Origin of the sequence: Gynuella sp. (assembly GCF_050297175.1) — a bacterium.
In the GTDB taxonomy this organism is placed as follows: Bacteria; Pseudomonadota; Gammaproteobacteria; order Pseudomonadales; family Natronospirillaceae; genus Gynuella.
In genome coordinates this window covers 138,065-161,884 of sequence record NZ_JBNKSF010000059.1, presented here as the reverse complement: position 1 = coordinate 161,884, position 23,820 = coordinate 138,065, and the positions used below count along the sequence as shown (strand labels likewise).

The window sequence follows — 23,820 nt, the reverse complement described above, 5'->3', positions numbered from 1 at the left end:
CCCAGGTTTAAACCATGTATTGGTCATCACAGCCTCATCTGCAAGGTAACCTTGGCAGTGTATTTTATACTGTCGTTTGTCTGGGCTTATTTGGATACCCCGCCAGCTCCCAGAAGGAACGTTTACGCCAGTGGGCTGCCTGTAATCGATGAATGTAGCTTTGTGCGTCATCCAGATTTTTGTAATTCGATATGTGCTTATCGAGTATCAGCAGTTTTTGAAAATAATCAGCCGCATGCCGGTAAGCTTTGCTCCTACCCTGCTGCAGAACATCGTTGAGTAAACATCGATAACAGGCAATACAACCCAACGGATGTTTTTTTTCGTCCAATTGTTCCAGCCAGTTCAGATGCAAACCATAATAGCAATCCGTCAAGGCCTGTTTATTTTTTAGCAACAGCTTTTCTGCCAGATCGTGATGCCCAACGATAAATGCCATGCTGACGGCATCATGCAGAGCATGAGCGGATTCGGTCCATTTGGGCATTTGTTGATAGAGTGCTTTTCGTTCTGTTTTATTAGCCACCTTCCAATAATCTTGAAGCGTCAGTGCATTGGGATTTTGTTGAAAGTCTTCGGCCAGATTTTTTTTGAGTGTTTTCTTGTCTCCCTGCAGCGCCAGAAGAGAGTTACGAAGTTTCTTAAAGCGTAAGGGGTCATCCTTCCAGATCGGTTTATTCAACCAATACCACGCGCGGTCAAATTCACCAATTGCCAAAGCAAACGCGACCACCTCTTGCAATTGCTGTGTATTAGGGTGCGGACTGAACAGCAGGCAGGATTTTTCGTACAGCTCCATATTGCTTAATGCTTCAGCGACAGAGCGCATACCGATACTGGCGTGAGCAGCTTTGAAGTTGTAGCCTTTTTGCCCATTTGTTTTCAGTGCTTTTTTGAGGTCAGTTTCAAAACGCCAGGCAAGTTGGGTGAGTTCATTTGTCGTTAACAGATCACTGCTGTCACGAATAACATCATCCAATACGCCATAGTCATTAGCGTTAAAAAAGGACAGTAGTTTTTCTGTCCAATTTTCCGCATCAGCTTGGCGACTGCGAACCTCACAGGCAATCTTCAGCCATTGTGACACAGCTTCCCTGAAAACATCCCCCACTTCTCCGTCAGAATCGTCAACCGACTCCAGCGCGGTTGAATGTAACCAGAGGAACTGTTCGGTCGCCTGTAACGCCTGCTGTGGATCCTGAGGACGTAGTAAATTATCAATATCTGCCAATAGGCTCTGCAGGTATGTTGTATAGCCTTTGCTGCTATAAACATCAAAGAAAGCCGAATCTTCTCGAAACTGAGTCAATTGCTGTTGGATAGCTGAAGCCAGTGAATCCCTATCATGACCCTCTGCCGCTGCGGCTAGGTGTCGCTCAATGATTTCATCTATATCACCATATATTCCATAGAGCTGATCCACGAGAAACACTAGCTTGGTTTTATTCAGCTTTTTCAGTTCGGCTTCAATACTCAAAATGGCACCTGCTCACTAATATTTTCGGATTAAAAAATAGTAAGCAGATTACACGTGCCGTCAATGGTTTTTCTGACCCCCCTCTATCTGTGAGTTTTACAGAGTTTGCAAAACTTACAAGATTCATAATTTGAGGTTCATGGCGATGCCCCTTTCATCGCCTGACTTAGCAACCGGCTTTGAAGATTATCTGCTCGATTACCTACGTCCACCGATAACAGCAATCACTGCGGCACATCAGCGAACAAACCCAATTCACCAAGATCAACGAAGCCAGTGTCGCCGTTATTCGCAGAAATATTAAGCCGGTAGTACTGGTAAGGGACCGGACTAGTGATTGTGTATATCTTCATTTCGAAACGCTCGGCAAACAGTTGATTACGTTGCGTGTCGAGAGTGGTCCAGGTGGAATTATTATTAGATCCCTGAAGCTGCCAATCCTTCGGATCACGCGAAACCTTGTCGGAAGCGCTGATGAGGCTATAACGCCGCACAATCTCCTGCTGCCCGAGGTCATACTCCAGCCAGCCACTTACCCCCTGGTAAAACCACTCAGTCCCGGAGTTCTGGTCGAAAGCCCGGCTGGCATTAGTCTGGTTGTTGGCGCTGTCATTGGCAATGCCATCAGTTGCAAGGTTGACTAGTTGACGAGCTGGTGTGGCACTATCTTCGGGAGAAAGGTCACTCGTACCGGCGGAGTTAGTCGCAGTAACGGTGTAGTAGTAGGTTGTACCATTCGTTACCGAAGTATCCATATAGCGACTGCCCTTGATGTTCGAGGCAATCGTTGAATAAGGGCCGCCGCTAGAGGTAGCACGATGGACTGTGTAACTGACAGCTCCAAATGATGACTGCCAGCGCAGGGGAACCATACTGTCTCCCGGAGAGGCAATAACGACAGCAGGAGCTGTGGGACTAACACTCAGCGCTTCCCCATCACCCCCCGTTATTTGAACATGACTAAAAGTAGAATGATTCAAAGTACCATTGGCAACCGAGGAAACCACCAAACCGACGTAAATTGTGTCGGGCACGGGGGCATTAATGCGACCAACATCCGTAGCCGCCCAGTTTGTGCCGTCAGGCGAAATATAACCGGTAATAATATTTCCAATACGCTCAAGCTTTACCCAGTACGAGGAGTTGGAACTGGGGATATCCAACGCTTTGTTGCCGTAGTTGGTACCGCCATACACACTCAGATTCTGCATATTTTGTTCAACCTGGCCTCTGTTGGAAACAGCCATCCAGGCGCGTGGTGCACCCTGCTCCAGACTGGTACGTATCATTACTCCCGCCTTGGCAGAAAGGCTGGTGTTCTCTACTGACTCCACTTTCGCAATGATGGCACTGTTACCACTGATCGCCTTATAGACAAAGTGACAACTGTCATTTGCAGACCAGATCTCATTGCCACCTCCTTCCACATTCCATAAGCCTAATCCACTCTCGTAGTTGGCTTTGCCGGCAGGGACAGCTCCTCCGATATCAATACGACTGAATCCCGTTGTGATGGACGTGGTGGACGGAATGGAGAGCCCAGGTGCTGGTGTGGCCGTCGAGGAGTCAGCATCCTTGAAAAACATAAAGCTGTTACTGTCGACCGGCATCCACAGACGCCTTTGAGCAATGAAAGGAGCCTGCAGGCCTTTGCGAAGAACGTAGGCGTTATAAATCTGGTTTAACGGAATATTACCGCCACCGCCGCCACGCCAACCTCTGTTGGTGTTATCGGCGATGTAGTATGCATCGGTCGTTCCGAAAGGAAGAGCCGTCGTGGAGACAAGTTCATTGACTCTGGCGAAATATTCACCCGCTGACAACAGGCGATTGTCAAAGTCGGAATAGATGTCGATCCCCTGACTCCAGAGCGCTTCAGCAAGCATGACTAGAGCCCGTAACTGGCCATGGGCGTGCCCTTGATCACGCAGATAGTCTCCTAACATACCAATGTCGTTGGAGTTACGCAGTCCGATATGAGCCAGTGTCCGGGCCTGATAGACAACTTTGTTCAACATATCGATATCGTCATTGAAAATTGCCATCAGTCCTAGCGAAACGAGCGCCAGTGCCCCCTTATTGGCAGCCCCGAACTGATGCTCGCCATAGGGATTTGAGGCCGGTATCAGGACTTCTTTGAAATATTTTTTAACGGTTGCGGTGTCAGTCTTCGTCCAGCCAGACCATGTACCACGCAAGATGTCAGCACCGCCCACCAACATATACGCATAATCGCCCAGATCAAGCATTGATTCACGACCCGAAAACTCTGTCTGAGTGGTAGCCCAGGCAAGCAAAATATCGTGTGCCTTAATTGCATAGTCGTCATTCTGGGTGAAATACCACATCCGCGCGAGATTCCAGATTGCGACCACATCATTGCGCCAGGGCCATAGATTCTCATTGGGACTACGACTGACTTTCTCAAACGGTCCTCCCATAACGTAGGTGATCTGGGCCTTACCATCTTGCGCTAATAGACCGAAAGCTGATTTCCATGGCTCCCTGCCTTCATCAACATACGCCTTGAGGGTCTCAAGATCAGTGAGTGTAAGTGGAGCCCCGGGGTGCATAAGGACTCTGGTATTAGAGATGGGAACTTCAGGAGCACCTGCTGCATCAACAGTTGCCACCAATTTACCGTCACATCCCGAGATCAAGGCTGAGCCGAGTAACAGAAAAGCAACTATAATACTTGTCTGACCAAACATGTCCGTTTTCTCATCTAAAAACGAGACAATAGGAAGCACAACCTCTAGAGTCAAGACCACCTCGTCCTGAAAACCAGGACGAAATAACTTATCATGATTACAAACATCAAAATACAGAAATCAGGGTCCAAATCAGCCCACTTTTTAAATCATCCTGGGCTGATGAACGGACTTTCTTTTCTTAGAGCCCTTATATTCCTAAGGAGTTTCTGGTTTCCAAGAAAAAACACCTTTATCAGAAAAACGACGACCTGTCTGAACTTATGGAAGCAGCGTTTTCAAATAATCAATAACACGCTGCCAGCAGTCACTGACGCCAAAGAATAATTGAAAATTTGCAACGCCCGGTGACTGGTCAGAAACTGTTTGATTTGAGTACCTAATAGTGCCCAGCAACTGCAACATATCAATGACACCAATGCCAGACAGACCACTACGGTTACGAGACTGATTACAACTTCTTCGCCTTCAAGAGTAAACGCCGATATAGCAGTGACAGCCATAGTCCAGCCTTTGGGATTAACCAGTTGAAAAACAGCTCCTTGCCAGAAGGTCATGGGTTGTTCATTCTGACCATCTCCTACAATTCGACCTGACATTGCAATTTTCCACGCCAAATAGAGAAGATAAACAGCCCCCACTATCTTCAGAGCACCGTGCAACATTGGAAACCGGACAAACAATGCACCAAGTCCCAATGCAACCGCAACACACAACAGCGAATATCCAAATATCACGCCGAGCAAATGCGGCACCGTGCGGCAAAAGCCAAAATTAACTCCACTCGCGGTTAACATCAAATTATTAGGACCGGGAGTAATGGTGACGGTAAATGCAAACAGCATAACCGACAACAGATAAGACAATTCCATCAGTCCTGCTCCAAATGAATATTACCGGACAGATAAGTCACTGCAGAGCCTGTCATCAATACCCGTCCGTGACGCAATTGACACAACAAATCGCCAGAACGTTTTGAAATTTGTCTGGCTGTCAGCTGTGTTTTATTTAACCGCTGACTCCAATAGGGAATTAGCAGACAATGAGCTGATCCAGTCACAGGGTCTTCATTGATGCCACTGGCAGGATTGACAAAATACCTCGACACAAAATCGACCCCGGACTGATCACCCGGAGCTGTCAGGATAATGCCATCCTGAATATCCAGACCTAAAAAACTGCCGCAGAAATCGGCGACCTGTCGCTCATTTTCAAGCACCACCATTATTTTCCGGTTTTCCAAGACCTCAATAGGATTGGCATGAATCATTTCCCGCAATGAAGGTGATAATTCAAACGATCGAAGCGTTTTTTCCGGGAAATCCAATTGATATTGAGATCCGGTTTTGCTGACAACCAGTTCACCACTTTTGGTCTGAAAACGCAGCTCCAGTTGCTGATAATTCAGCTCATGCCACAGTACGTGAGCCGTTGCGAGCGTTGCGTGTCCACATAGTTCAATCTCATAACCCGGCGTAAACCAGCGAAGATGAAAGCCCTCATTCGAAGGCACAAAAAAGGCGGTTTCTGACAAATTGTTTTCTGCTGCAATCTTCTGCATTTGCACATCAGACAACCAGGAATAAAGTGGTATTACCGCAGCAGGATTACCTTTAAACACCTGATCGGTAAATGCGTCCACTTGAAAAATCGGCAACTTCATCTGTCAGTCCTCCAGCTCGATATTGAAACGCTTATTTTGTTTGCCTTTGCTCTTGATACCGGTAATTCTTACGCGACCAATTTCTTCTGTATTTGCAACGTGAGTTCCTCCACAGGGTTGATAATCAATACCTTCACCCACCCGGATCATTCGTATGTCGCCAAAACCACGCGGCGGCTGAACACTCATGGTTCTGACCAGCTCAGGATTATCATCCAGCTGCTGTTCAGTGATGTACGAAATTGATACGGGTAAAGCCGCCTCGACCAGCTCATTTAACTGACGGGTCAGTTGCTCCTTATCCCAATCAGATGTTTGAACATCAAATTCACATCGACTCTGCCGCTCGTTCACACCACCTCCGGTCACCGGAGCAGGTATGATTGAACACATTAAGTGCATGGAAGTATGCATACGCATCAAACGATGACGGCGCTCCCAGTCCAGCTCCAGCGTTACACAAGTGCCAGCGGCCAGTCCTGCTGTAGAGACATCATCGAGATAATGAATAATATGCTGTCTATTCGTACTGTAGCGGGTATTGCTGATTTCAATACGTTTTCCATCCTCCAGCAGTAACCACCCCCGGTCACCGGGTTGGCCTCCCCCCTGAGGATAAAAAATAGTTTCTGCGGTAATCAGTTGCCACTGACCTTCAGATGGTTCTATAGCCACAATTTTGGTTTTGAGCTGTTTCAGGTAAGCGTCTTCATAAAACATTCTGCGTGTCATAGTGACCTACCACCCTTTAGAATTGTATGCATACAAAATAAGAAATTGACCATATTCAATCGGTACAATATTATCGTATTCAGCTAATCAATAGGGTCAACCTTTTTTTTGTCACCATGACATTCAACATATCAACGCTAGAGGCCTTCGAAGGCCCAAAATATAAAGCTCTGGCGGACGCCATAGAACAGGCTATTCAGCGCGGAGAACTGCTGCCGGGTGAAAAATTACCCACTCATCGGTACCTGGCCGATCAGCTGAACGTAACTGTGGGCACGATCACCAGAGGGTATGCCGAGGCCGAGCGCCGACAACTGCTGACCAGTAAAGTGGGCAGCGGCACTTACGTACGCGACAACAACGACTCTTCATTGTTTTACTACACAGAGACTCTGGAAAGTGATCAGTTGAACCTGACCTACAGCATGGCATTGTCAGGACGCCAGCCGGAGATCCTTGAACAGGCGATGAAACAGATACAATCCGATCACCGCCTGATGACCGAGCTGTTGGATTACCATCCAGTGAATGGTCTGCAGCGTCACAACCGGGCATTCATGCAATGGCTGCAGCATTGTGGTATTGAAAATATTCGCCCTGACAACATGATTATTACCAGTGGTGGACAGCATGGCTTTTTCTCCAGCCTTATGGCACTGACTCAACCCGGAGATACGGTCATCTGTGAAGGACTGAGCTACCCCGGCTTCATCAGTGCTGCCCATCATTTGCATTTAAAACTGATCGGACTGGAGTTTGATGACCGTGGTCTGACACCCGAAGCATTATCTCTGGCATGTCAACGATATCGGCCAAGAGTTCTTTACGTTGCCTCGAGAATGGCCAACCCCATTCCAGTTACGATGGGTATAGAACGACTCACTGCGCTGGCACATATATGCCGCCAGCATGATATCTGGATCATTGATGATGATACTCAGGGCGGTGCGCTTGGTCCGACTGACGCCCCTTCGTTTCATACCGTTCTACCTGAACGTACTATTCTGATTTCGAGCCTTTCCAAAGTCTTTGGAGGTGGGCTGCGTATGGGGGTAATCCATGCACCGGACAAACTGGTTTCCCAAATTGGTTCTGCGGTCCGCTCAACAAACTGGATGTCCTCTCCTATTTTGGCGGAACTGGCCAGCCAATTAATCATGGATGGGTCGTTGGCAGCCATCCGCCAGGAACAGTTCCGCGAACTGGAACGTCGACATGCGCTGACCCGGGAGTGGCTAGGTGATTTCAATCTAACCCAGAACCATGGCTTTAACGTCTGGCTGAAATTACCTGGACACTGGCGTGCAGCCACATTTATGGAAGCCCTGGATGCAGAAGGTATTCGAGTTAAAACGGCCGAAGTCTTTGCTGCTGGTCAATATGCAGCCCCACAAGCGGTACGTTTTTGCATCGGCGGCAAAATCAGCTTTGATAACCTCAGGGTGGTACTGGAAAAAATGAACACCATCCTGTCTCAAAAACCAGCACTTTTTTCTGACCTTACGATTTAGGAAATGCTTATGAGCAATCAAAAGAGCGGCGTTTTATTTGCCCTGTCAGCCTACGGCATGTGGGGATTTCTGGTCATTTATTTTAAAGTGCTGAAACACGTACCGGCACAGGAAATTCTGATCCACCGGATATTCTGGAGCATTATATTTACCGGTCTGTTGCTGGTGTTTTTTAAAAACCTGAGCGGTCTGCGTACCATCCTGCACACCCCCCACAAACTGATGACGCTGTTGCTTTCCAGTACTCTGATTGCCACCAACTGGCTGATTTTCATCTGGGCCATCCAACATGACCGCATGCTGGATGCCAGCCTGGGCTATTACATCAACCCGCTGGTGAACATCCTGTTAGGCTTGGTGTTTTTACAGGAAAAACTGCGTCGTTTGCAGTGGTTTGCTGTTGCACTCGCCTTCTCTGGAGTCGCCATACAACTGATTGCATTCGGCAAACTGCCTTGGGTCTCTCTGGCGCTGGCCATGAGCTTCGGGGTATATGGCCTGATCCGCAAACAGGTACAGATCGATGCTCAGACAGGCCTGTTTGTGGAAACATTGATCCTGTTGTTGCCGGCGGTCATGTATGTGTTCTGGAATGATCACAATGAGACATTCAATATGCTCGACAACTCATGGCAGCTGAACATATGGCTGATACTGGCCGGTCCTTTTACCAGCATCCCATTAATCTTATTCGCCGCAGGCGCCAAACGCCTTAATTACAGCACCATGGGTTTTTTCCAATATATTGCCCCCAGTGTGATGTTTTTACTGGCAGTATTTGTATTTGGTGAAGCATTTACTTTGTCTAAAGGTGTGACGTTTGGGTTTATCTGGACAGCACTCTGTATATTCAGCTATGACGGTATCCACCATCACAGACAGCAGCGCAGGAAACTGGCACAGGCATAAGCCGAAACATGCCTGCCCTGGTTACATCAGAATCAGGGCAACATTCCCCCATCGCCACCGGTGTATATCGTCCGCAGTACTGACTTTCAGCTATAAATGTCGCACCTGTAAAAACAAATCAGCCGAACATGTAAATCATCTGACTGGTGATTACACTAAACTGTTATTTTTACCAAAAACCAGGAAAACAAAATGAATATCACTGAGTTTTTTGTCAATCTATGGAATGACTATGTCCGTATGACCCCACAGGCGGATGCCATACAGCAGGCATTCCAGCAACGTGGTGATCAGGTCATCAACGACCATGTAGCGTTCAGAACATTTAAACATTCCGCTATTGAACTGGAGAAAATAGAACCGTTTTTATTCGATCTCGGTTATCAGCGTAACGAGCAATATCATTTTTCTGCCAAAAAGCTCAATGCCTGGAGCTATATTCACCAGAATGAAGATCAGCCACTGATTTTTCTAAGTGAACTGCTGACGGATCAACTGTCCGCCCCTGCCCAGAAGATAATCCGCTCCCTGACTGATCAGATTGACCCAGGCACGATTACAGATGCCAGCGTGTTTTATTCAGGCCGCCATTGGCAATGCCCCGACTACCAAACGTATCAAAGCCTGTTGGCGGAAAGTGAATACGCCGCATGGTTGAGTGTTTTTGGATTAAGAGCCAACCACTTTACAGTCGCGGTTCACAAGCTTAAAAGCCTACAGACTCTGCCAGAGGTGAACGATTTTGTTGAATCACTGGACTATGAGTTGAATACCACTGGAGCCAAAATCAAAGGCTCCCCAGAGGTGTTACTGGAACAATCATCAACCATGGCCAGCCACCAGGACATAACATTTGGCGATGGCTCAATTCATCAGATCCCTACCTGTTTTTATGAATTCGCCCGCCGTTATCCCCAAGCCGATGGCTCAATGTTCAAAGGGTTTGTCGAAGCAAATGCCGACAAAATCTTTGACTCGACCAACGCCCGACGTTGAGCTTCCAGCAATACCGGTTTGCTGCCAACAGTGTACAATACCGAGTTTTGTACACTCGAGGCAGTTAGTTTTCTATGTCTGATTTACTTGTGGTCCAGGAGTTACTGGATTTTCTGGGCAGATCTCCCACTCCCTTTCACGCGGTACAGCAAGCGACCGAACAGCTACTCAAAGCCGGGTATGTCCGCCTGGATGAGAAAGATTCATGGCACCTTGCGCCGGAAGGCAAATATTTTACGACCCGCAATGATTCCAGCCTGATTGCGTTTCATACCGGGCGTCATAATCCTCTGGAAACCGGCATCCGCATGATGGGAGCACATACCGACAGTCCTGCACTTAAGGTAAAACCTTCTCCAGTCACCATTAATAAAGGATATCTGCAACTGGCCGTTGAAGTATATGGCGGTGCTTTGCTCAATCCATGGTTTGACCGTGATCTGTCTCTGGCTGGCAGAGTCAGCTACAAGACCGACAAAGGCTTGCTAAAAAGTGCTCTGGTTGATTTTCGCATGCCGATTGCCATTATCCCCAGCCTTGCGATCCATCTGGACCGGACCCAGAATGAAAGCAAAAAGATAAACTCTCAAACTGACCTCCCACCTATTCTTGCACAGATAGCCAATAGCGAAAATTTCAGCTTCGAATCCCTGCTCACAGATCAGATCGATGATGATACTCTGGAGGAAGTACTGGACTGGGAACTGTTTTTCTACGATACCCAGTTACCCGCAGAAATCGGCCTGAACAAAGAATTTATCGCCAGCGCCAGACTTGATAATCTGCTGAGTTGCTTCGTTGGCATGAAAAGCTTTATCGACTCCGACACCAGCCAGCCGGCGCTGATTGTGTTCAATGATCATGAAGAGGTCGGTAGTGCTTCTGCATCCGGCGCCGATGGCCCATTTTTGAAGCAGGTATTGGAAAGGTGGATTGGCGACAGCGCTGAGGCATTTGTTCAAACGATCAGTCGTTCGCTGATGATATCAGTGGATAATGCACATGGCGTCCATCCGAACTTTGCCAGTTGGCATGAGCCCGATCATCAACCGATTCTGAATAATGGTCCGGTGATTAAAATAAATGCCAACCAACGCTATGCCAGCAACAGTACGAGCCAGGCACTGTTCAGACACATCTGCCAACAAGCTGATGTTCCAGTTCAGGTGTTTGTCGTTCGCTCTGACCTGGGCTGTGGCTCCACCATCGGCCCAATCACAGCAACCAACCTTGGTATCAATACTGTGGATGTGGGCGTTGCTACATTTGCCATGCACTCTATTCGGGAAACTGCCGGAGCCAAAGACCCATTATTGTTGTTTAAAGCTCTAAAGCATTTTTTCAATTCAAGCAGTATCAGTGCATAGAGAGATAGTTGTGAATCATAATAACAATATTATTCCGGAGATTCCGGACTGCTATCCGCGCGTGGGCAACAGTTTTACCCGGTGGTTTGGGAAATCAGTATTTGGTGCCATGGGGTGGTCTATCAATGGAGCATTTCCAGCGACGAATAAAGCAATATTGGCGATAGCTCCCCATACTTCAAACATGGATTTTCTGGTGGGCATTTTTGCCAAATTCGCCATCGGCACCCGTATTCACTGGATAGGTAAGGATTCGTTATTCTTCTGGCCTGCTAAATACCTGTTCAACCATTGGGGAGGCATTCCGGTTTGCCGAATCTCTCCTGAGGGCGTTGTCGAACAGCTGGTAGAATCATTCAAACAGCACGACAAACTGCTGCTGGTTATTACTCCTGAAGGCACCCGGAAAAAGACTGAAAAGTTGAAAACCGGTTTTATCCGTATTGCCCATGCAGCCAATGTTCCCATTTTTCCAATTGGTTTCGACTTTGGCCAAAAACGTATAGAACTTGGAGAGCTGTTCCATGCCACTGGAAATATTGAAGAGGATGAGTTGGAATTGCGAAATTATTTTAAGCAATTTAAAGGATATGTGCCCGAAAACTACTGCGACTGAGAGGATCGTTCAGATAATTTCAGTGGAATTAGCACCATTCCTCTAAGGGGCCTATGAAAAATAGGAATCGTTTTGATGCAGGCGAGGAAGCACCACTCGCAACACCGCAATTTACAGGCGTAAATGAGGATGTGAGACTGGGGCTGAACGTCCTGCGCGAAAATAGGACAGTTTTCAGAGGTTCCCTAAATACTTTTTGAATGACCATCAGGAGAACCAGGACGATCCTTCTGATGGTTAGGCAATGAGCAGAGACGGCATATTCCTGTAATACCAATAACCTCAGGACAAAGACCCGGATCAATACGATCAATGATCCAGATATAAAAAATTATGAATCAACTCTTTACCGCCTTCTGTGGCAAATGATTCCGGATGAAACTGAATACCATGGATAGGATAATCCTTATGTTTGACACCCATTATTTCAAAACTTCCGCCAGCACGTATTTTTTCCAGGTCAGTAAAATCCTTGCATTCCAAACTTCCAACAGCAGCGGTAACGGCCAAACAGTCAGGCAGACTTTCTGACTCAGCAATCAGAGAGTGATAGCGCATGATTTCCAGCTGATCAGGAATATTCTTAAACACCCCTTTGCCATCATGTTGAATCGGACTGGTTTTTCCATGCATGGGCAACGGTGCTTTGACTACTTGGCCGCCATAAACATAAACAATCCCCTGCATTCCCAGACATACCCCCAGCAACGGTATACTCGGTCCAAGCTCGCGAATCACTGCTGCACAAATACCAAAGTATTGCTCATCGTCTGGCGACCCGGGTCCTGGAGATATAATGATCCGATCAGGATTTAAAGCGGTGATTTGCTCCAGGCTCAGCTCATCATTACGTTTTACTGTAATCGAAAAATCCTGAATCCTGCGCTGATTTTTATCAGAGGTCAGAATCTCGCCGATATATTGATAAAGGTTATAGGTAAAGGAGTCATAATTATCAATGATCAGCACATTCATTATAGAAGCTCCTTATATTGTTCAGGAACGTAAGGCTCCAGTGCACTGCGGGTACCGGCAAACTTACGTTGTATTTCCAGATACTCGTCTGCCGGATTGGAATCAAAAACATTACCACCACATGTCTGCACATAGGCATTTTCGCCATTGACAAAAATTGTCCGAATGGGAATCGCAAAGGTACAGTCCCCATTGAAAGAAAACTGTCCAACAGCACCACCATATGGACCACGGCCGTCTGTCTCCAGATCATTAATAATTTTCATCGCTTCAATCTTCGGAGCTCCTGTGAGCGTCCCAGCCGGGAAATTACTCGCCAGGGCAGAAAACATATCCTCAGATTCAGCCATGATGCCGACGATTTCGCTGCTGATGTGCTGAACGTGGCTGTAACGCTTGATATCCATCAGATTACGAACTTTTACCGTACCAAATCGAGCCACCCTGCCAATATCATTGCGATGCAGATCGACCAGCATATTGTGCTCGGCAATTTCCTTGGGATCATTCAACAGCACTCGCGCCAGCTGAACATCCTCCTGTGGAGTGGTTCCTCGTCGTGTAGTACCCGCCAGTGGAAATGTTTCCATTTCGCCCTGCTGTACCCGAAACAACAGCTCAGGGCTGGCACTGATGATTTTTTGCTCGGCAAACTTCACATAAAACATCTGCGGCGACGGATTGATCTCCCGCATACGTTCATAGATATTGATGGTATCTCCAGTCAGCCTAAAGCGTTTTTTAAAGCCCACTTCACACTGAAATATTTTGCCATCGACAATATCCTGTTTGACTTTAAGAACAGCAGATTCATGCTGTTCGCGAGTCATGGTTTCACCATTGGGAATAACCTGTAACGGGCCATTTCCATCGTAGGGTTGTTCCAGTAATTGTTTAACCAGATCAATACGACTATTGTGATAGTAGAAGTAGATCAACTCGCCGGTCATTTTGTCGTAAATCAGACCGTCTTTATATAAACCGAATTTGAAAGCATCAAAACTTTCGTTGGTTTTAAGTGTCAGACTTGGCTCAAAGTAACCCATCGCATCGTAACCAAGATAACCAACCAGACCACCGGCATACTGTCGCGCCAAAACATCCTGCGGCATGATATCGCGGAGCAAGTAATAGGGATTATCACTCTCATACGTTTCCACATTCTCTTGCTTATCCGCAATATGGAGCTGTTGCCCTTGAGCATAAATGATCAGCTCCGGATCGAAGCCAATAATGGTATGCCGTGAAACGTAACTTTCTTCTCCGAGGGATTCTAGAATAAAACAGGTCTCAAACTGTTTATCGATCTTTTTGAACAGCTCAAAATAATTACAGTCATCAGTAATTTTCTGGTATTTCGGCTTACGCGGCAGTTCAATTTTGGGGGGTGATTTGGCCATATCTATTCTCATTCGTAGTCGAGTTTCCGGGCTCTGGCACCTCGGGAAACCGTGGCAATTCCAACACCCAGCTCTTCTGCTATTTTCCTTTGTGACACACCCGCTTCCAGCATTTTGAATATCTGTAGTCGTTTGGTGATTTCAGTAAACTCTGCTGGGGTCAACAGCTCCCTTAACGCCTGTTCCATCTGATCAGGTGTTGTGACGGCGAGTAGATACTCAATCAAGTCAGCGGTGTAATGATCTAGTGTTTTCATGTACTAGTATGCTATAACAATTTGGTTTATAGTCAATCACATCTTTTGAATGATATACGGACCCATATTTGCGACATGTTACTGATGATCGATAACTACGACTCATTTACCTACACCATTGTTCAGTATTTCCAGGAGTTGGGTGAGACAGTGACTGTGGTCAAAAATGATCAGTACGGAATCGCAGAATTAATTGCAATGAAACCTGACCGACTGGTGATTTCTCCCGGACCCTGTACACCCAAAGAGTCCGGCATTTCAATTCCGGCTTTGAAACATTTTGCCGGGCAAATTCCAATCCTTGGTATCTGCCTGGGTCACCAATGCATCGGCCAGCATTTCGGCGCACAAATCGTTAAAGCCAGACAGATTATGCATGGTAAGGTTTCCAGGATATTTCATCACCAGACAAGCCTGTTCAATAAACTGGAAGATGGCTTTCAGGCCACTCGTTATCATTCGCTGGTGATCGCGCCTGATAGTCTTCCCGATTGCCTGGAGATGACCGCCTGGACCGCCGATAAGCATGATCAACCTAATGAAATCATGGGCATCGCCCATAAATCCCACGCGATTGTCGGAGTGCAGTTTCATCCTGAGTCGGTTTTGACTCAGTCCGGTCACGCGTTATTAGCTAATTTCCTGAAAATCCATGAAAACAAACAACTAAAGAGTAGCGCCCTATGAACATGCAGGAAGCCATTGCCAAAGTCGTCTCCCTTCAACACTTAAGCCGAGCAGAAATGCAAAGCGTAATGCGTCTGATCATGACTGGCGAGTCCACGTCAGCCCAGACTGGCGGCTTCTTGATTGCTCTGCGCATGAAAGGCGAAACCGTCGACGAAGTCGCTGCAGCTGTCGAAGTCATGCGGGAACTCTCTACCGGAGTCACATATAACCATGAACATATGGTAGACACCTGCGGTACTGGTGGTGACGGTGCCAGCCTGTTCAATGTTTCCACCGCAGCATCATTTGTGGTCGCGGCAGTTGGGGGCAAGGTCGCCAAACATGGCAATCGAAGTGCTTCTTCCAACAGCGGCAGTGCAGACGTTCTCGAGCAGGCCGGGGTAAAAATTGACCTGACTCCGGATCAGGTGAGCCGCTGCGTGGATCAGGTAGGCGTTGGTTTTATGTTTGCCCAATTGCACCACCCCGCCATGAAACACACCATTGGTCCACGCAAAGAAATGAAAACCCGAACCATATTCAACATATTGGGTCCAATGACTAACCCAGCCGGTGCCACCAAACAGGTAATCGGTGTTTTTAACAAGGAAGTGCAAAGTTTGGTGGCAGAAGTGCTGAAAACTCTTGGCTCCAGACATATATTAGTGATTCACTCGGACGATGGCCTTGATGAAATCAGCATCGCCACAACGACCAGCGTGACCGAACTGAAAAATGGCGATATTCGCCAGTATCAGATCAAGCCGGAGGATTTTGGCATTGCCAACCGCAGCCTTCAGGGGTTACAAGCCTACTCTGCCGCTGAAAGTCTGGCATTGATAAAAGCAGCGCTTGCTAATGAACCTGGAGAAGCTGCCGACAAAGCCCGGGACATGATTGCATTAAATGCGGGTGCAGCTATCTATGCGGCCGATATTGCTAATTCTCTGACCGAAGGTGTCACAATGGCTCAGGATGCGATAGCCTCTGGTCAGGCGCTCAACAAGCTGGACGAGCTGATCGCGTTTACTGAAATTTTTGCATGAGCAACACTGTATGACAGAAATACCTACGATTTTGAAAAAAATAATTGATAAGAAATGGCAAGAAATTGAGGAAAAACAGGAAACGATCTCCATCAAACAACTGGAAGAACGTTTTTCCAATGTAGAATCTCCGCGCGGTTTTATCCGTGCTATGGAAAAAAGCATTGCTCAGGGTCGCTCGGCGGTTATCGCTGAAATCAAAAAAGCATCTCCCAGTAAAGGTATTCTGCGGGAAAACTTTGATCCAGAACAAATTGCCATATCCTATGAACAGGGTGGCGCTACGTGCTTGTCTGTACTGACAGACAAAGATTTCTTTATGGGTGGCAATGACTATCTGCGGGAAGCCCGAGCCGCTACCAAATTACCCGTTATCCGCAAAGATTTTATTGTAGACCCTTATCAGGTTTACGAATCCAGGGCGCTGGGAGCCGATTGCATTCTGCTGATTGTTGCAGCATTGGATGACGAGAGCCTGCTAAACCTCAACAGTCTTGCGCATGAGCTGGGCATGGATGTCCTGGTAGAAGTACATGATCACCAGGAACTAAACCGTGCCCTGCCATTGAACAATCGAATGATTGGCATCAATAACCGCAATTTACATACATTTGATGTCTCTTTAGACACCACTCATCAATTAGTTGGCTCACTGCCACAAGATGTTATCGTGGTTACCGAAAGCGGAATACACACCCAACAGGATGTTGTCGCCATGCGAGCTCATCATGTAAATAGCTTTCTAGTCGGGGAAGCATTTATGAAGGCAGATAATCCCGGTGAAAAACTGAGTGAGCTATTTTCTCTAGGAGAGCAATAGCGTGCCGTTGATCGTCAAAATTATTCTGCTGGTTTTTCTTGGTGTCGCAATACTGGTATGGTTTGCAGAACGCAATCCCGTGAGTATGGATGAGAACAAGGCTGCCCGTTATTCTAAATGGGCAATGATCCTAATCGGCCTGATAATGGTTGCGTCTTTAGTAAAATATTGCACAGGCCACTAGTTTGATACATGAATAGATGTATCAAACTATTTTCTCACCAATAAAAAAATAAAAAAAAAGCCAGACACTGTCTGGCTTTTTTGTTCCCAAGCTAAGCGAAATGCTTAACCGCGCGTACCATAAACGACCATGGTTTTACCCTTAACGGAAACCAATCCCTGCTCTTCGAGTCCTTTCAGAACCCTTCCGACCATTTCACGGGAACAGCCAACAATGCGGCCGATTTCCTGACGGGTTATTTTTATCTGCATGCCATCTGGATGAGTCATCGCATCAGGTTGTTTGCACAAATCTAACAATGTACGTGCAACCCTACCTGTTACATCAAGAAAAGCGAGGTCCCCTACTTTACGGGTGGTATTCCGAAGGCGGGTAGCCATTTGCTCACCGATAAAATAAAGAATAGCTGGATCTTCTTTAGCTATTTCCCTGAACTTGGTGTAACTGATTTCTGCGACTTCACACTCAGTTTTCGTTTTAATCCAGGCAGAGCGCTCATCCATATGATCGAACAAGCCCATCTCACCAAAGAAGTCTCCGCTGTTCAGATAAGTCATAATCATTTCACGACCATCGTCGTCTTCGATAATGACAGAAACTGTTCCGCGTATGACATAATATAGCGAGTCGCTCTTGTCCCCGGCATAAATTAACGTAGTCTTCTGAGGATAACGTCTGCGATGGCACTGGGATAAAAAGTAATCCAAGTGGTTTGTTTCTATTTGATTTTTTATGTAATTGCTCATGTCTTTTTGTTTAGCCAACAAAGCATAAAACGATACACATTATGGACTCATCGTGCCAACTTCGCCATCCATAATCCCCTAAGGTGTCGATCTGTTCTTGTTTTTCAACAATTTGCTATGATCTACCCGAAACAATATAACCGCAATTCAGTGGAGATACCATGCAAGCAACAATTAGTTGGAATGGAAAAGCCAAGTTCACAGCCAACTCAGGATCTGGACATAAAATTGTTATGGACGGCCCACCAGACCATGGAGGAGAGAACCAGGGACCAAGACCGATGGAGATGATGTTAATGGGATTGGGAGGCTGCACCAGCTTCGATGTTATGAGCATTTTGCAAAAATCCCGCCAGGAAGTTGTCGACTGTGTTGCAGAACTAAATGCAGAGCGAGCTGATGCTGTTCCAGCTGTATTCACCCACATTAATATCCACTTCAAGGTCACTGGCAAGAACCTGAAAGAAGCAATGGTAAAACGTGCAGTAGAACTCTCTGCAGAAAAGTATTGCTCAGCTTCGATCATGCTTGAAAAAGCTGGAGTCAAAATACAGCACTCCTATGAAATCATTTCAGTTCCAGAGTAAAACACTCGGATTTGAGTTATCCACCTGGACGAAAGGTGGACATTAAAGGACGGAAATCGCAAACCAGCAAGCCGCTGATCGGCGGCTTACCCCATACAAACCCAGTCTCTACCAATCTATATACAAAAATCGTTTTTTTTTGCTTGAGGTTCTGGCATCAGAATCTCGATATCTTCATAATACGCGGCCTTTTACAGGGGTGGCTGTTTAAATCTTCAGGATTTTCAGCTCATCCGGGTTTGCTGGTCTCAAATGAGGTAAGTCGATGGACAACAAACTGAAGCTCTACGGTTTTAATAACCTGACGAAGTCATTAAGCTTTAATATCTATGACATTAACTATGCTAAGACCAAGCAGCATAAAGACGAATACATCGAGTACATTGACGAGCTCTACAGTGCTGATCGCCTGACTCAGATACTCACCCAGGTTGTTGATATCATAGGCGCGAATGTTCTTAACATTGCCCGTCAGGATTACGACCCACAAGGCGCCAGCGTTACAATGCTGATCTGTGAAGAGCCTATTGAACCTCAACACAATCAGACCGATGAATCACCTGGGCCATTGCCTGACAGTGTCGTGGCGCATCTGGATAAATCTCATATTACGGTTCATACCTATCCAGAGAGTCACCCTGATAATGGAATATCCACGTTTAGAGCAGATATTGATGTGTCGACCTGCGGAGTTATTTCACCGCTGAAAGCGCTGAACTTTCTGATTCACTCTTTTGATTCAGATATCGTTACAGTCGACTATAGAGTCAGGGGTTTTACACGCGATACTCATGGCATGAAACACTATATCGACCACGAGATTAACTCAATACAGAACTATTTAACCGAAGATACGCGTAAGAGTTTTCAGATGATTGATGTGAACGTCTATCAGGAGAACATTTTCCATACCAAAATGCTGACCAAAAAGTTCAATATTGATGATTATCTGTTTGGCTCCGGTGCCGATGAATTCAGCCCAGAAGAGCTGGCATGGATCGAAAAACGTTTAAAACGGGAAATGCAGGAAATTTTTTATAGCCGAAATCTGGCTCAAATTCCCAATCTTTAACTCCGACTCCCACAAACTGGACAATGGGGTTTCGCTGCAAATCCCATTGCGTTCCAGGTTCCGGTTTTGCCATCAAACAACATTAATCTGTTTACCCCAACCACTCCGGTGCCCGAAATTATTTTGATCACCTCAAGCGCCTGCATTGTTCCAACAACTCCTACCACAGGCCCCATCACACCGGCTTCAGAGCAATTCAGGTTTTGTTCCATACCGGCCGGGTATAAACACTGATAACAACCAGAGCCCGGTTCATAGTCAAAACAGCATAGCTGCCCTTCCCAACCAATAGCCGCTCCAGATACCAACTTAATCCTTTGTTCGAAACACTGTCTATTAAGCAGATGACGGGTTTCGAGGTTATCGCTGCAATCAACCGCAACAGTACATCCACCCAAGAGCTGAGAGGCATTTTCAGCATTAAAGCGCTGAACCTTTGCATCAACTACCACGCCTGGGTTCAGCTGTTCGATAAATTGTGCTGCTGACACAGCCTTCGCTTCTCCCTGCTGCCGATGAATCACCTGGCGGTGGAAATTGGTCATATCAACATGATCACCGTCAACCACTCGAAGTCGCCCCACCCCGGCACCGGCCAGATAAGGCAGCACCGCACTACCGAGCCCTCCAGCTCCAACAACCAGAACAGTCGCCTCCAATAGCGCCTGCTGCCCCGCAATATCGAAATCCGGCAGCAAAATCTGCCGACTATATCTTAGCAACTGCTCATCAAGCATCCATAACCTGCCAACGTGCTCGAGTTACACGGGGATGATGTGCGTAGTCATTAAAACACTCAATATCACGATAGCCAGCTGAAAGTAATAGCCTGGACAAGTCTTTTGCCTGCTCGAAACCATGCTCAAAAAACACCCATCCTCCGGGCTTCAATACCCTCTGAGCCTGCTGAATGATTGCCTTGAAATCCGCCAGACCATGATCATCGGCCACCAATGCAGTGCGAGGCTCAAAACGCACATCTCCCTGAGACAGATGCGGATCCATTTCATCAATATAAGGAGGATTAGAGACCAGAACATCCAGAGAAAGGTCTTCAAAAGCACTCAGCCAATCTGACAAAACCGGCTTCACATTGACCACTTGATGCCGGGCAATATTCTTTTCTGCCAAAGCAAGAGCATCCGGACTTTTTTCTACCGCAAACAGCTTCCAACATGGTCGCTCTGTCGCCAATGCTATGGCCACCGCTCCCGTACCAGCCCCAAGATCGGCCACATTTAAAGATGCAGTTTCTGGCAATGTTTCGAGGGTCACCTCAACCAAGCGTTCAGTATCCGCCCTGGGAATCAGGGTGCTGGCTCCGGTATAAAATGGTAATGACCAGAATTCCTTCTCACCCAGTAAGTATGCAACGGGGTGTCCCTGGCGACGCTGTCTGATCAGACTCTCAAATTCAGCCATATTACTGACAGATACTTCAACTTCCGAAAAAGCCAGCAAATACGTACGGCTTTCCCCCAAAACGTGGGCCAATAGAATCTGAGCATCCAACAGAGGAGTATCCGTCCTGTTAACGATGTCGATTTCCAGGTCAGCCAGCTCCGCAACAGCCCATGTCAAAGCCTGTTCTATGGTTTTCATAAATTATCGTTCAATGCGCTCAATTGTTCAGCCTGATGTTCCTGAATCAACGGCTCTACAATCAACTCCATAGAACCGGTCATCACTTCGTCCAGGCGATAAAGAGTCAGGTTGATTCTGTGATCCGTAACCCGTCCCTGTGGAAAATTATAGGTACGTATACGCTCTGATCGATCACCACTACCCACCAGACTTTTACGCTCTGCTGCCTGTTCACTGGCCAATGCCTCGTCCCGGCTGCTTTTCAGTTTTGCGGCAAGCAAAGACATCGCCTTAGCACGGTTTTTATGTTGTGACCGCTCGTCCTGGCACTCAACCACAATACCTGTGGGTAAATGGGTCAGACGTATGGCAGAATCAGTTTTGTTAACATGCTGACCACCAGCTCCGGATGCCCGAAAGGTATCAATCCTCAGATCATTTTTATCGATCTCCACCTCTTCCTGTTCATCTGCCTCGGGCATCACCGCAACAGTACAGGCAGAGGTATGAATCCTGCCCTGAGACTCAGTCTCAGGCACACGCTGAACCCGGTGAGCACCACTTTCAAACTTTAGTTCAGAATACACGGAGGCTCCAACGACTCGGGTGATGATTTCCTTGTATCCACCATGCTCCCCTTCATTGGCGGAAATCACTTCTATTTTCCAACCTTTATTTTCTGCATAACGGGAATACATGCGAAACAGGTCACCAGCAAAAATGGCGGCTTCATCACCACCGGTTCCAGCACGAATTTCCAGATACGTATTTTTGTTGTCATTTGGATCTTTCGGTATCAACTCTTTTTGCAGCTGTTGCTCCAGCTGTTCTAACAGTTTTTCAACCTGAACCACTTCCTCACGCCCCATTTCCCGCATATCAGCATCAGAATCCTGGGCAAGTTGCCGGGCTTCCGCAAGATCTGCTTCGGCAGCCATAAACTGACGAAAAGCTTCGATAACAGGTTCCAATTCAGCATATTCCTGGGAATAAGGCCGGAATTTATTCTGATCGGCAATCACCGAGGCGTCCGACAACAGTGCCGCCAACTCATCAAAACGATCCTGCAACCCCTCAAGCTTTATCCGAATAGATTGTTTCATTCAGTTTTATCATCCAGTTCAAATATTTCATTTACCCACATGAGAGCGTCATTGCGGCCTTCGGCCAGTGCTTTGCGCAGAAATGCAGACGGAGCATGTGCAAACTTGTTGGTCAAACCGTTCGCCAGCCCCTGGAGAACTTCTGCTGGATCTTCACCACTGTTCATTCGCTTCAGGGCTTTTTCCAGCTCCCCTTTTTTCATTTCTTCAATTTTCAACCGCATGGTTTTGATCGTATCGACAGCCGCCAATGATTTCAGCGTCGACAGATATTTTTGCGTGTTTGCCTGAACAATTTCCCGTGCTTCCGTCGCGGCCTCTTCCCGCGAACGCATGTTTTCATCGATAACTTCACGCAAATCATCCACGGTATACAGGTAAACGTCCGCCAATTCACTCACCTGCGGCTCAATATCCCTGGGCACCGCAATATCAACCATAAACATAGGCGCATGCTTGCGTTTCTTTAAAGCGACCTCTACCGCCCCTTTACCCAGAATAGGCAACTGACTGGCGGTTGACGAAATAACAATATCGGCACGATGGAGATAATCCGGAATGTCTCCCAACATGATTGCTTCCGCCCCAAATTGCTCAGCAAGAGACTGTGCCCTTTGCAGGGTACGGTTGGCGACTATGATTTTGGCAATGTTTTTCTCACATAAATGTCTGGCCACCAGATCAATGGTTTCACCAGCACCAATCAATAACGCGCAACATTGGCTAAGGTCAGAAAAGATATGAGTACTCAGAGACACCGCAGCATAAGCAACGGAAACCGGGTTTTCCCCAATGGCCGTATGGGTACGGACGTGTTTGGCAACAGCAAAGCTATGCTGAAACAAGCGGTTCAACTGCTGCCCCACGGTGTGGCTCTCTTGTGCCACGGCGTAGGAGCTTTTCAACTGCCCCAAAATCTGTGGCTCTCCAAGCACCATAGAATCGAGCCCACTCGCCACTTTGGCCAAGTGCTCAATAGCACTACCATCACGTAGTAGATAAGCAGAGTTGTTCAGTTCGTTGACCGATAAACCGTGGTACTCTGCCAGCCAGCCAATCAACTCCGTCAAACCGGTTTCATCTGAAACAGCATCGCGCTCCAGATAACAGTAGATCTCACTACGGTTACAGGTAGACACAATCACTGCCTCACGAATATCCGGCAGAGAGCAAACCTGTTGATGAGCAGAAACCAGTCGGTCCGGGGAAAAGGCGACTTTTTCCCGTACTTCAACGCTGGCTGTTTTATGATTTATTCCAAAAGCGAAAAGCGCCATATAAAACTTAAGTAAAAAAGCTCTCTAAAGAGTGGTATAAAAGGCGCGCAATTGTACACAATTAGAATCGATTTAGGGATTCAGTTATGCTCATCTGGATTAAAAATAGCTAACTTAC

Annotated in this window: 23 protein-coding genes; 10 read left to right on the top strand and 13 right to left on the bottom strand. The window is 46.9% G+C overall.

All coding sequences use genetic code 11. From position 1 onward, the window contains the following. Window positions 1-64: 64 nt before the first annotated feature. The 5 genes from ACQY6I_RS22750 to ACQY6I_RS22730 form a co-directional block, all read right to left on the bottom strand. Window positions 65-1,477 carry a DUF6880 family protein gene (locus ACQY6I_RS22750; protein ID WP_428243888.1) on the bottom strand — a complete coding sequence of 471 codons (1,413 nt, stop codon included), beginning with the start codon at window positions 1,475-1,477 and terminating at the stop codon, window positions 65-67. Between the two features lie 224 nt (window positions 1,478-1,701). After that, window positions 1,702-4,188 carry a discoidin domain-containing protein gene (locus tag ACQY6I_RS22745; RefSeq protein ID WP_428243887.1) on the bottom strand — a complete coding sequence of 829 codons (2,487 nt, stop codon included), beginning with the start codon at window positions 4,186-4,188 and terminating at the stop codon, window positions 1,702-1,704. A 278-nt stretch (window positions 4,189-4,466) separates the two neighbouring features. Continuing rightward, window positions 4,467-5,060 carry a LysE family translocator gene (locus tag ACQY6I_RS22740; protein WP_428243886.1) on the bottom strand — a complete coding sequence of 198 codons (594 nt, stop codon included), beginning with the start codon at window positions 5,058-5,060 and terminating at the stop codon, window positions 4,467-4,469. Next, window positions 5,060-5,851 carry a PhzF family phenazine biosynthesis protein gene (locus ACQY6I_RS22735; protein WP_428243884.1) on the bottom strand — a complete coding sequence of 264 codons (792 nt, stop codon included), beginning with the start codon at window positions 5,849-5,851 and terminating at the stop codon, window positions 5,060-5,062. Before ACQY6I_RS22735 ends, ACQY6I_RS22740 begins: the two co-directional genes overlap by 1 nt. 3 nt (window positions 5,852-5,854) lie before the next feature. Further along, complete coding sequence (locus ACQY6I_RS22730; RefSeq protein WP_428243883.1) at window positions 5,855-6,583, bottom strand: alanyl-tRNA editing protein; 729 nt, start codon at window positions 6,581-6,583, stop codon at window positions 5,855-5,857. Between the two features lie 116 nt (window positions 6,584-6,699). On the opposite strand from ACQY6I_RS22730, the gene ACQY6I_RS22725 reads away from it, so the two are divergent. The 5 genes from ACQY6I_RS22725 to ACQY6I_RS22705 all read left to right on the top strand — a co-directional run bounded on the left by ACQY6I_RS22725 (window position 6,700) and on the right by ACQY6I_RS22705 (window position 11,982). Beyond that, the gene (locus ACQY6I_RS22725; protein WP_428243882.1) at window positions 6,700-8,094 is read left to right on the top strand and encodes a PLP-dependent aminotransferase family protein; all 1,395 of its coding nucleotides are present in this window, start codon (window positions 6,700-6,702) and stop codon (window positions 8,092-8,094) included. A 9-nt stretch (window positions 8,095-8,103) separates the two neighbouring features. Next, a complete protein-coding gene (gene rarD / locus ACQY6I_RS22720; protein ID WP_428243881.1) occupies window positions 8,104-9,003 on the top strand; it encodes an EamA family transporter RarD in 900 nt (299 codons plus the stop codon). A 192-nt stretch (window positions 9,004-9,195) separates the two neighbouring features. Then, on the top strand, window positions 9,196-9,999 hold the full coding sequence (locus tag ACQY6I_RS22715; protein WP_428243880.1) for a DUF1338 domain-containing protein: 804 nt from the start codon (window positions 9,196-9,198) through the stop codon (window positions 9,997-9,999). Window positions 10,000-10,073: 74 nt separating this feature from the next. Then, on the top strand, window positions 10,074-11,366 hold the full coding sequence (locus tag ACQY6I_RS22710; protein WP_428243879.1) for a M18 family aminopeptidase: 1,293 nt from the start codon (window positions 10,074-10,076) through the stop codon (window positions 11,364-11,366). A 10-nt stretch (window positions 11,367-11,376) separates the two neighbouring features. After that, window positions 11,377-11,982 carry a 1-acyl-sn-glycerol-3-phosphate acyltransferase gene (locus ACQY6I_RS22705; protein WP_428243877.1) on the top strand — a complete coding sequence of 202 codons (606 nt, stop codon included), beginning with the start codon at window positions 11,377-11,379 and terminating at the stop codon, window positions 11,980-11,982. Window positions 11,983-12,291: 309 nt separating this feature from the next. On the opposite strand, the gene ACQY6I_RS22700 is transcribed toward ACQY6I_RS22705, so the two are convergent. The 3 genes from ACQY6I_RS22700 to ACQY6I_RS22690 are packed head-to-tail and all read right to left on the bottom strand — an operon-like array spanning window position 12,292 to window position 14,614. Further along, window positions 12,292-12,957 carry an anthranilate synthase component II gene (locus ACQY6I_RS22700; protein ID WP_428243875.1) on the bottom strand — a complete coding sequence of 222 codons (666 nt, stop codon included), beginning with the start codon at window positions 12,955-12,957 and terminating at the stop codon, window positions 12,292-12,294. After that, complete coding sequence (locus ACQY6I_RS22695; RefSeq protein WP_428243873.1) at window positions 12,957-14,357, bottom strand: anthranilate synthase component I family protein; 1,401 nt, start codon at window positions 14,355-14,357, stop codon at window positions 12,957-12,959. Before ACQY6I_RS22695 ends, ACQY6I_RS22700 begins: the two co-directional genes overlap by 1 nt. Before the next feature lie 8 nt (window positions 14,358-14,365). Next, the gene (locus ACQY6I_RS22690) at window positions 14,366-14,614 is read right to left on the bottom strand and encodes a Trp family transcriptional regulator (protein WP_428243871.1); all 249 of its coding nucleotides are present in this window, start codon (window positions 14,612-14,614) and stop codon (window positions 14,366-14,368) included. A gap of 75 nt (window positions 14,615-14,689) precedes the next feature. Here ACQY6I_RS22690 and ACQY6I_RS22685 point away from each other — a divergent pair, with 75 nt between their 5' ends. From ACQY6I_RS22685 to trpC, 3 genes are read left to right on the top strand one after another with little or no spacing between them, the layout of a single operon-like run. After that, complete coding sequence (locus ACQY6I_RS22685; protein WP_428243869.1) at window positions 14,690-15,301, top strand: anthranilate synthase component II; 612 nt, start codon at window positions 14,690-14,692, stop codon at window positions 15,299-15,301. Next, on the top strand, window positions 15,298-16,329 hold the full coding sequence (gene trpD / locus ACQY6I_RS22680; RefSeq protein WP_428243867.1) for an anthranilate phosphoribosyltransferase: 1,032 nt from the start codon (window positions 15,298-15,300) through the stop codon (window positions 16,327-16,329). The genes ACQY6I_RS22685 and trpD overlap by 4 nt, the downstream gene beginning before the upstream one ends. Before the next feature lie 10 nt (window positions 16,330-16,339). Next, complete coding sequence (gene trpC, locus ACQY6I_RS22675) at window positions 16,340-17,149, top strand: indole-3-glycerol phosphate synthase TrpC (protein WP_428243865.1); 810 nt, start codon at window positions 16,340-16,342, stop codon at window positions 17,147-17,149. A gap of 288 nt (window positions 17,150-17,437) precedes the next feature. Here the strand turns inward: trpC and crp are convergent, their stop codons facing one another. Then, window positions 17,438-18,079: a cAMP-activated global transcriptional regulator CRP gene (crp, locus tag ACQY6I_RS22670; protein WP_044618410.1), complete on the bottom strand. Its 642-nt coding sequence runs from the start codon at window positions 18,077-18,079 to the stop codon at window positions 17,438-17,440. Between the two features lie 161 nt (window positions 18,080-18,240). Between crp and ACQY6I_RS22665 the strand changes: the two genes are divergently transcribed. Beyond that, a complete protein-coding gene (locus tag ACQY6I_RS22665) occupies window positions 18,241-18,666 on the top strand; it encodes an OsmC family protein (protein ID WP_428243863.1) in 426 nt (141 codons plus the stop codon). 265 nt (window positions 18,667-18,931) lie between these two features. Beyond that, the gene (gene speD, locus ACQY6I_RS22660) at window positions 18,932-19,738 is read left to right on the top strand and encodes an adenosylmethionine decarboxylase (RefSeq protein WP_428243861.1); all 807 of its coding nucleotides are present in this window, start codon (window positions 18,932-18,934) and stop codon (window positions 19,736-19,738) included. Here the strand turns inward: speD and ACQY6I_RS22655 are convergent. From ACQY6I_RS22655 to hemA, 4 genes are read right to left on the bottom strand one after another with little or no spacing between them, the layout of a single operon-like run. Continuing rightward, window positions 19,735-20,475, bottom strand: a complete 741-nt coding sequence (locus tag ACQY6I_RS22655; RefSeq protein ID WP_428243860.1) for a HesA/MoeB/ThiF family protein — start codon at window positions 20,473-20,475, stop codon at window positions 19,735-19,737. The genes speD and ACQY6I_RS22655 overlap by 4 nt on opposite strands. After that, a complete protein-coding gene (prmC, locus tag ACQY6I_RS22650) occupies window positions 20,468-21,340 on the bottom strand; it encodes a peptide chain release factor N(5)-glutamine methyltransferase (RefSeq protein WP_428243858.1) in 873 nt (290 codons plus the stop codon). The genes ACQY6I_RS22655 and prmC overlap by 8 nt, the downstream gene beginning before the upstream one ends. Further along, complete coding sequence (prfA, locus tag ACQY6I_RS22645; RefSeq protein WP_428243856.1) at window positions 21,337-22,425, bottom strand: peptide chain release factor 1; 1,089 nt, start codon at window positions 22,423-22,425, stop codon at window positions 21,337-21,339. Before prfA ends, prmC begins: the two co-directional genes overlap by 4 nt. Continuing rightward, a complete protein-coding gene (hemA, locus tag ACQY6I_RS22640) occupies window positions 22,422-23,702 on the bottom strand; it encodes a glutamyl-tRNA reductase (protein WP_428243854.1) in 1,281 nt (426 codons plus the stop codon). The genes prfA and hemA overlap by 4 nt, the downstream gene beginning before the upstream one ends. Between the last annotated feature and the right edge of the window lie 118 nt (window positions 23,703-23,820).

Coding starts and splice junctions, on each gene's coding strand:
- ACQY6I_RS22745 (WP_428243887.1), bottom strand. CDS start 4,188: ATGTTTGGTCAGACAAGTATTATAGTTGCTTTTCTGTTACTCGGCTCA.
- ACQY6I_RS22740 (WP_428243886.1), bottom strand. CDS start 5,060: ATGGAATTGTCTTATCTGTTGTCGGTTATGCTGTTTGCATTTACCGTC.
- ACQY6I_RS22735 (WP_428243884.1), bottom strand. CDS start 5,851: ATGAAGTTGCCGATTTTTCAAGTGGACGCATTTACCGATCAGGTGTTT.
- ACQY6I_RS22730 (WP_428243883.1), bottom strand. CDS start 6,583: ATGACACGCAGAATGTTTTATGAAGACGCTTACCTGAAACAGCTCAAA.
- ACQY6I_RS22725 (WP_428243882.1), top strand. CDS start 6,700: ATGACATTCAACATATCAACGCTAGAGGCCTTCGAAGGCCCAAAATAT.
- rarD (WP_428243881.1), top strand. CDS start 8,104: ATGAGCAATCAAAAGAGCGGCGTTTTATTTGCCCTGTCAGCCTACGGC.
- ACQY6I_RS22715 (WP_428243880.1), top strand. CDS start 9,196: ATGAATATCACTGAGTTTTTTGTCAATCTATGGAATGACTATGTCCGT.
- ACQY6I_RS22710 (WP_428243879.1), top strand. CDS start 10,074: ATGTCTGATTTACTTGTGGTCCAGGAGTTACTGGATTTTCTGGGCAGA.
- ACQY6I_RS22700 (WP_428243875.1), bottom strand. CDS start 12,957: ATGAATGTGCTGATCATTGATAATTATGACTCCTTTACCTATAACCTT.
- ACQY6I_RS22695 (WP_428243873.1), bottom strand. CDS start 14,357: ATGGCCAAATCACCCCCCAAAATTGAACTGCCGCGTAAGCCGAAATAC.
- ACQY6I_RS22690 (WP_428243871.1), bottom strand. CDS start 14,614: ATGAAAACACTAGATCATTACACCGCTGACTTGATTGAGTATCTACTC.
- ACQY6I_RS22685 (WP_428243869.1), top strand. CDS start 14,690: ATGTTACTGATGATCGATAACTACGACTCATTTACCTACACCATTGTT.
- trpD (WP_428243867.1), top strand. CDS start 15,298: ATGAACATGCAGGAAGCCATTGCCAAAGTCGTCTCCCTTCAACACTTA.
- trpC (WP_428243865.1), top strand. CDS start 16,340: ATGACAGAAATACCTACGATTTTGAAAAAAATAATTGATAAGAAATGG.
- crp (WP_044618410.1), bottom strand. CDS start 18,079: ATGAGCAATTACATAAAAAATCAAATAGAAACAAACCACTTGGATTAC.
- ACQY6I_RS22665 (WP_428243863.1), top strand. CDS start 18,241: ATGCAAGCAACAATTAGTTGGAATGGAAAAGCCAAGTTCACAGCCAAC.
- speD (WP_428243861.1), top strand. CDS start 18,932: ATGGACAACAAACTGAAGCTCTACGGTTTTAATAACCTGACGAAGTCA.
- ACQY6I_RS22655 (WP_428243860.1), bottom strand. CDS start 20,475: ATGCTTGATGAGCAGTTGCTAAGATATAGTCGGCAGATTTTGCTGCCG.
- prmC (WP_428243858.1), bottom strand. CDS start 21,340: ATGAAAACCATAGAACAGGCTTTGACATGGGCTGTTGCGGAGCTGGCT.
- prfA (WP_428243856.1), bottom strand. CDS start 22,425: ATGAAACAATCTATTCGGATAAAGCTTGAGGGGTTGCAGGATCGTTTT.
- hemA (WP_428243854.1), bottom strand. CDS start 23,702: ATGGCGCTTTTCGCTTTTGGAATAAATCATAAAACAGCCAGCGTTGAA.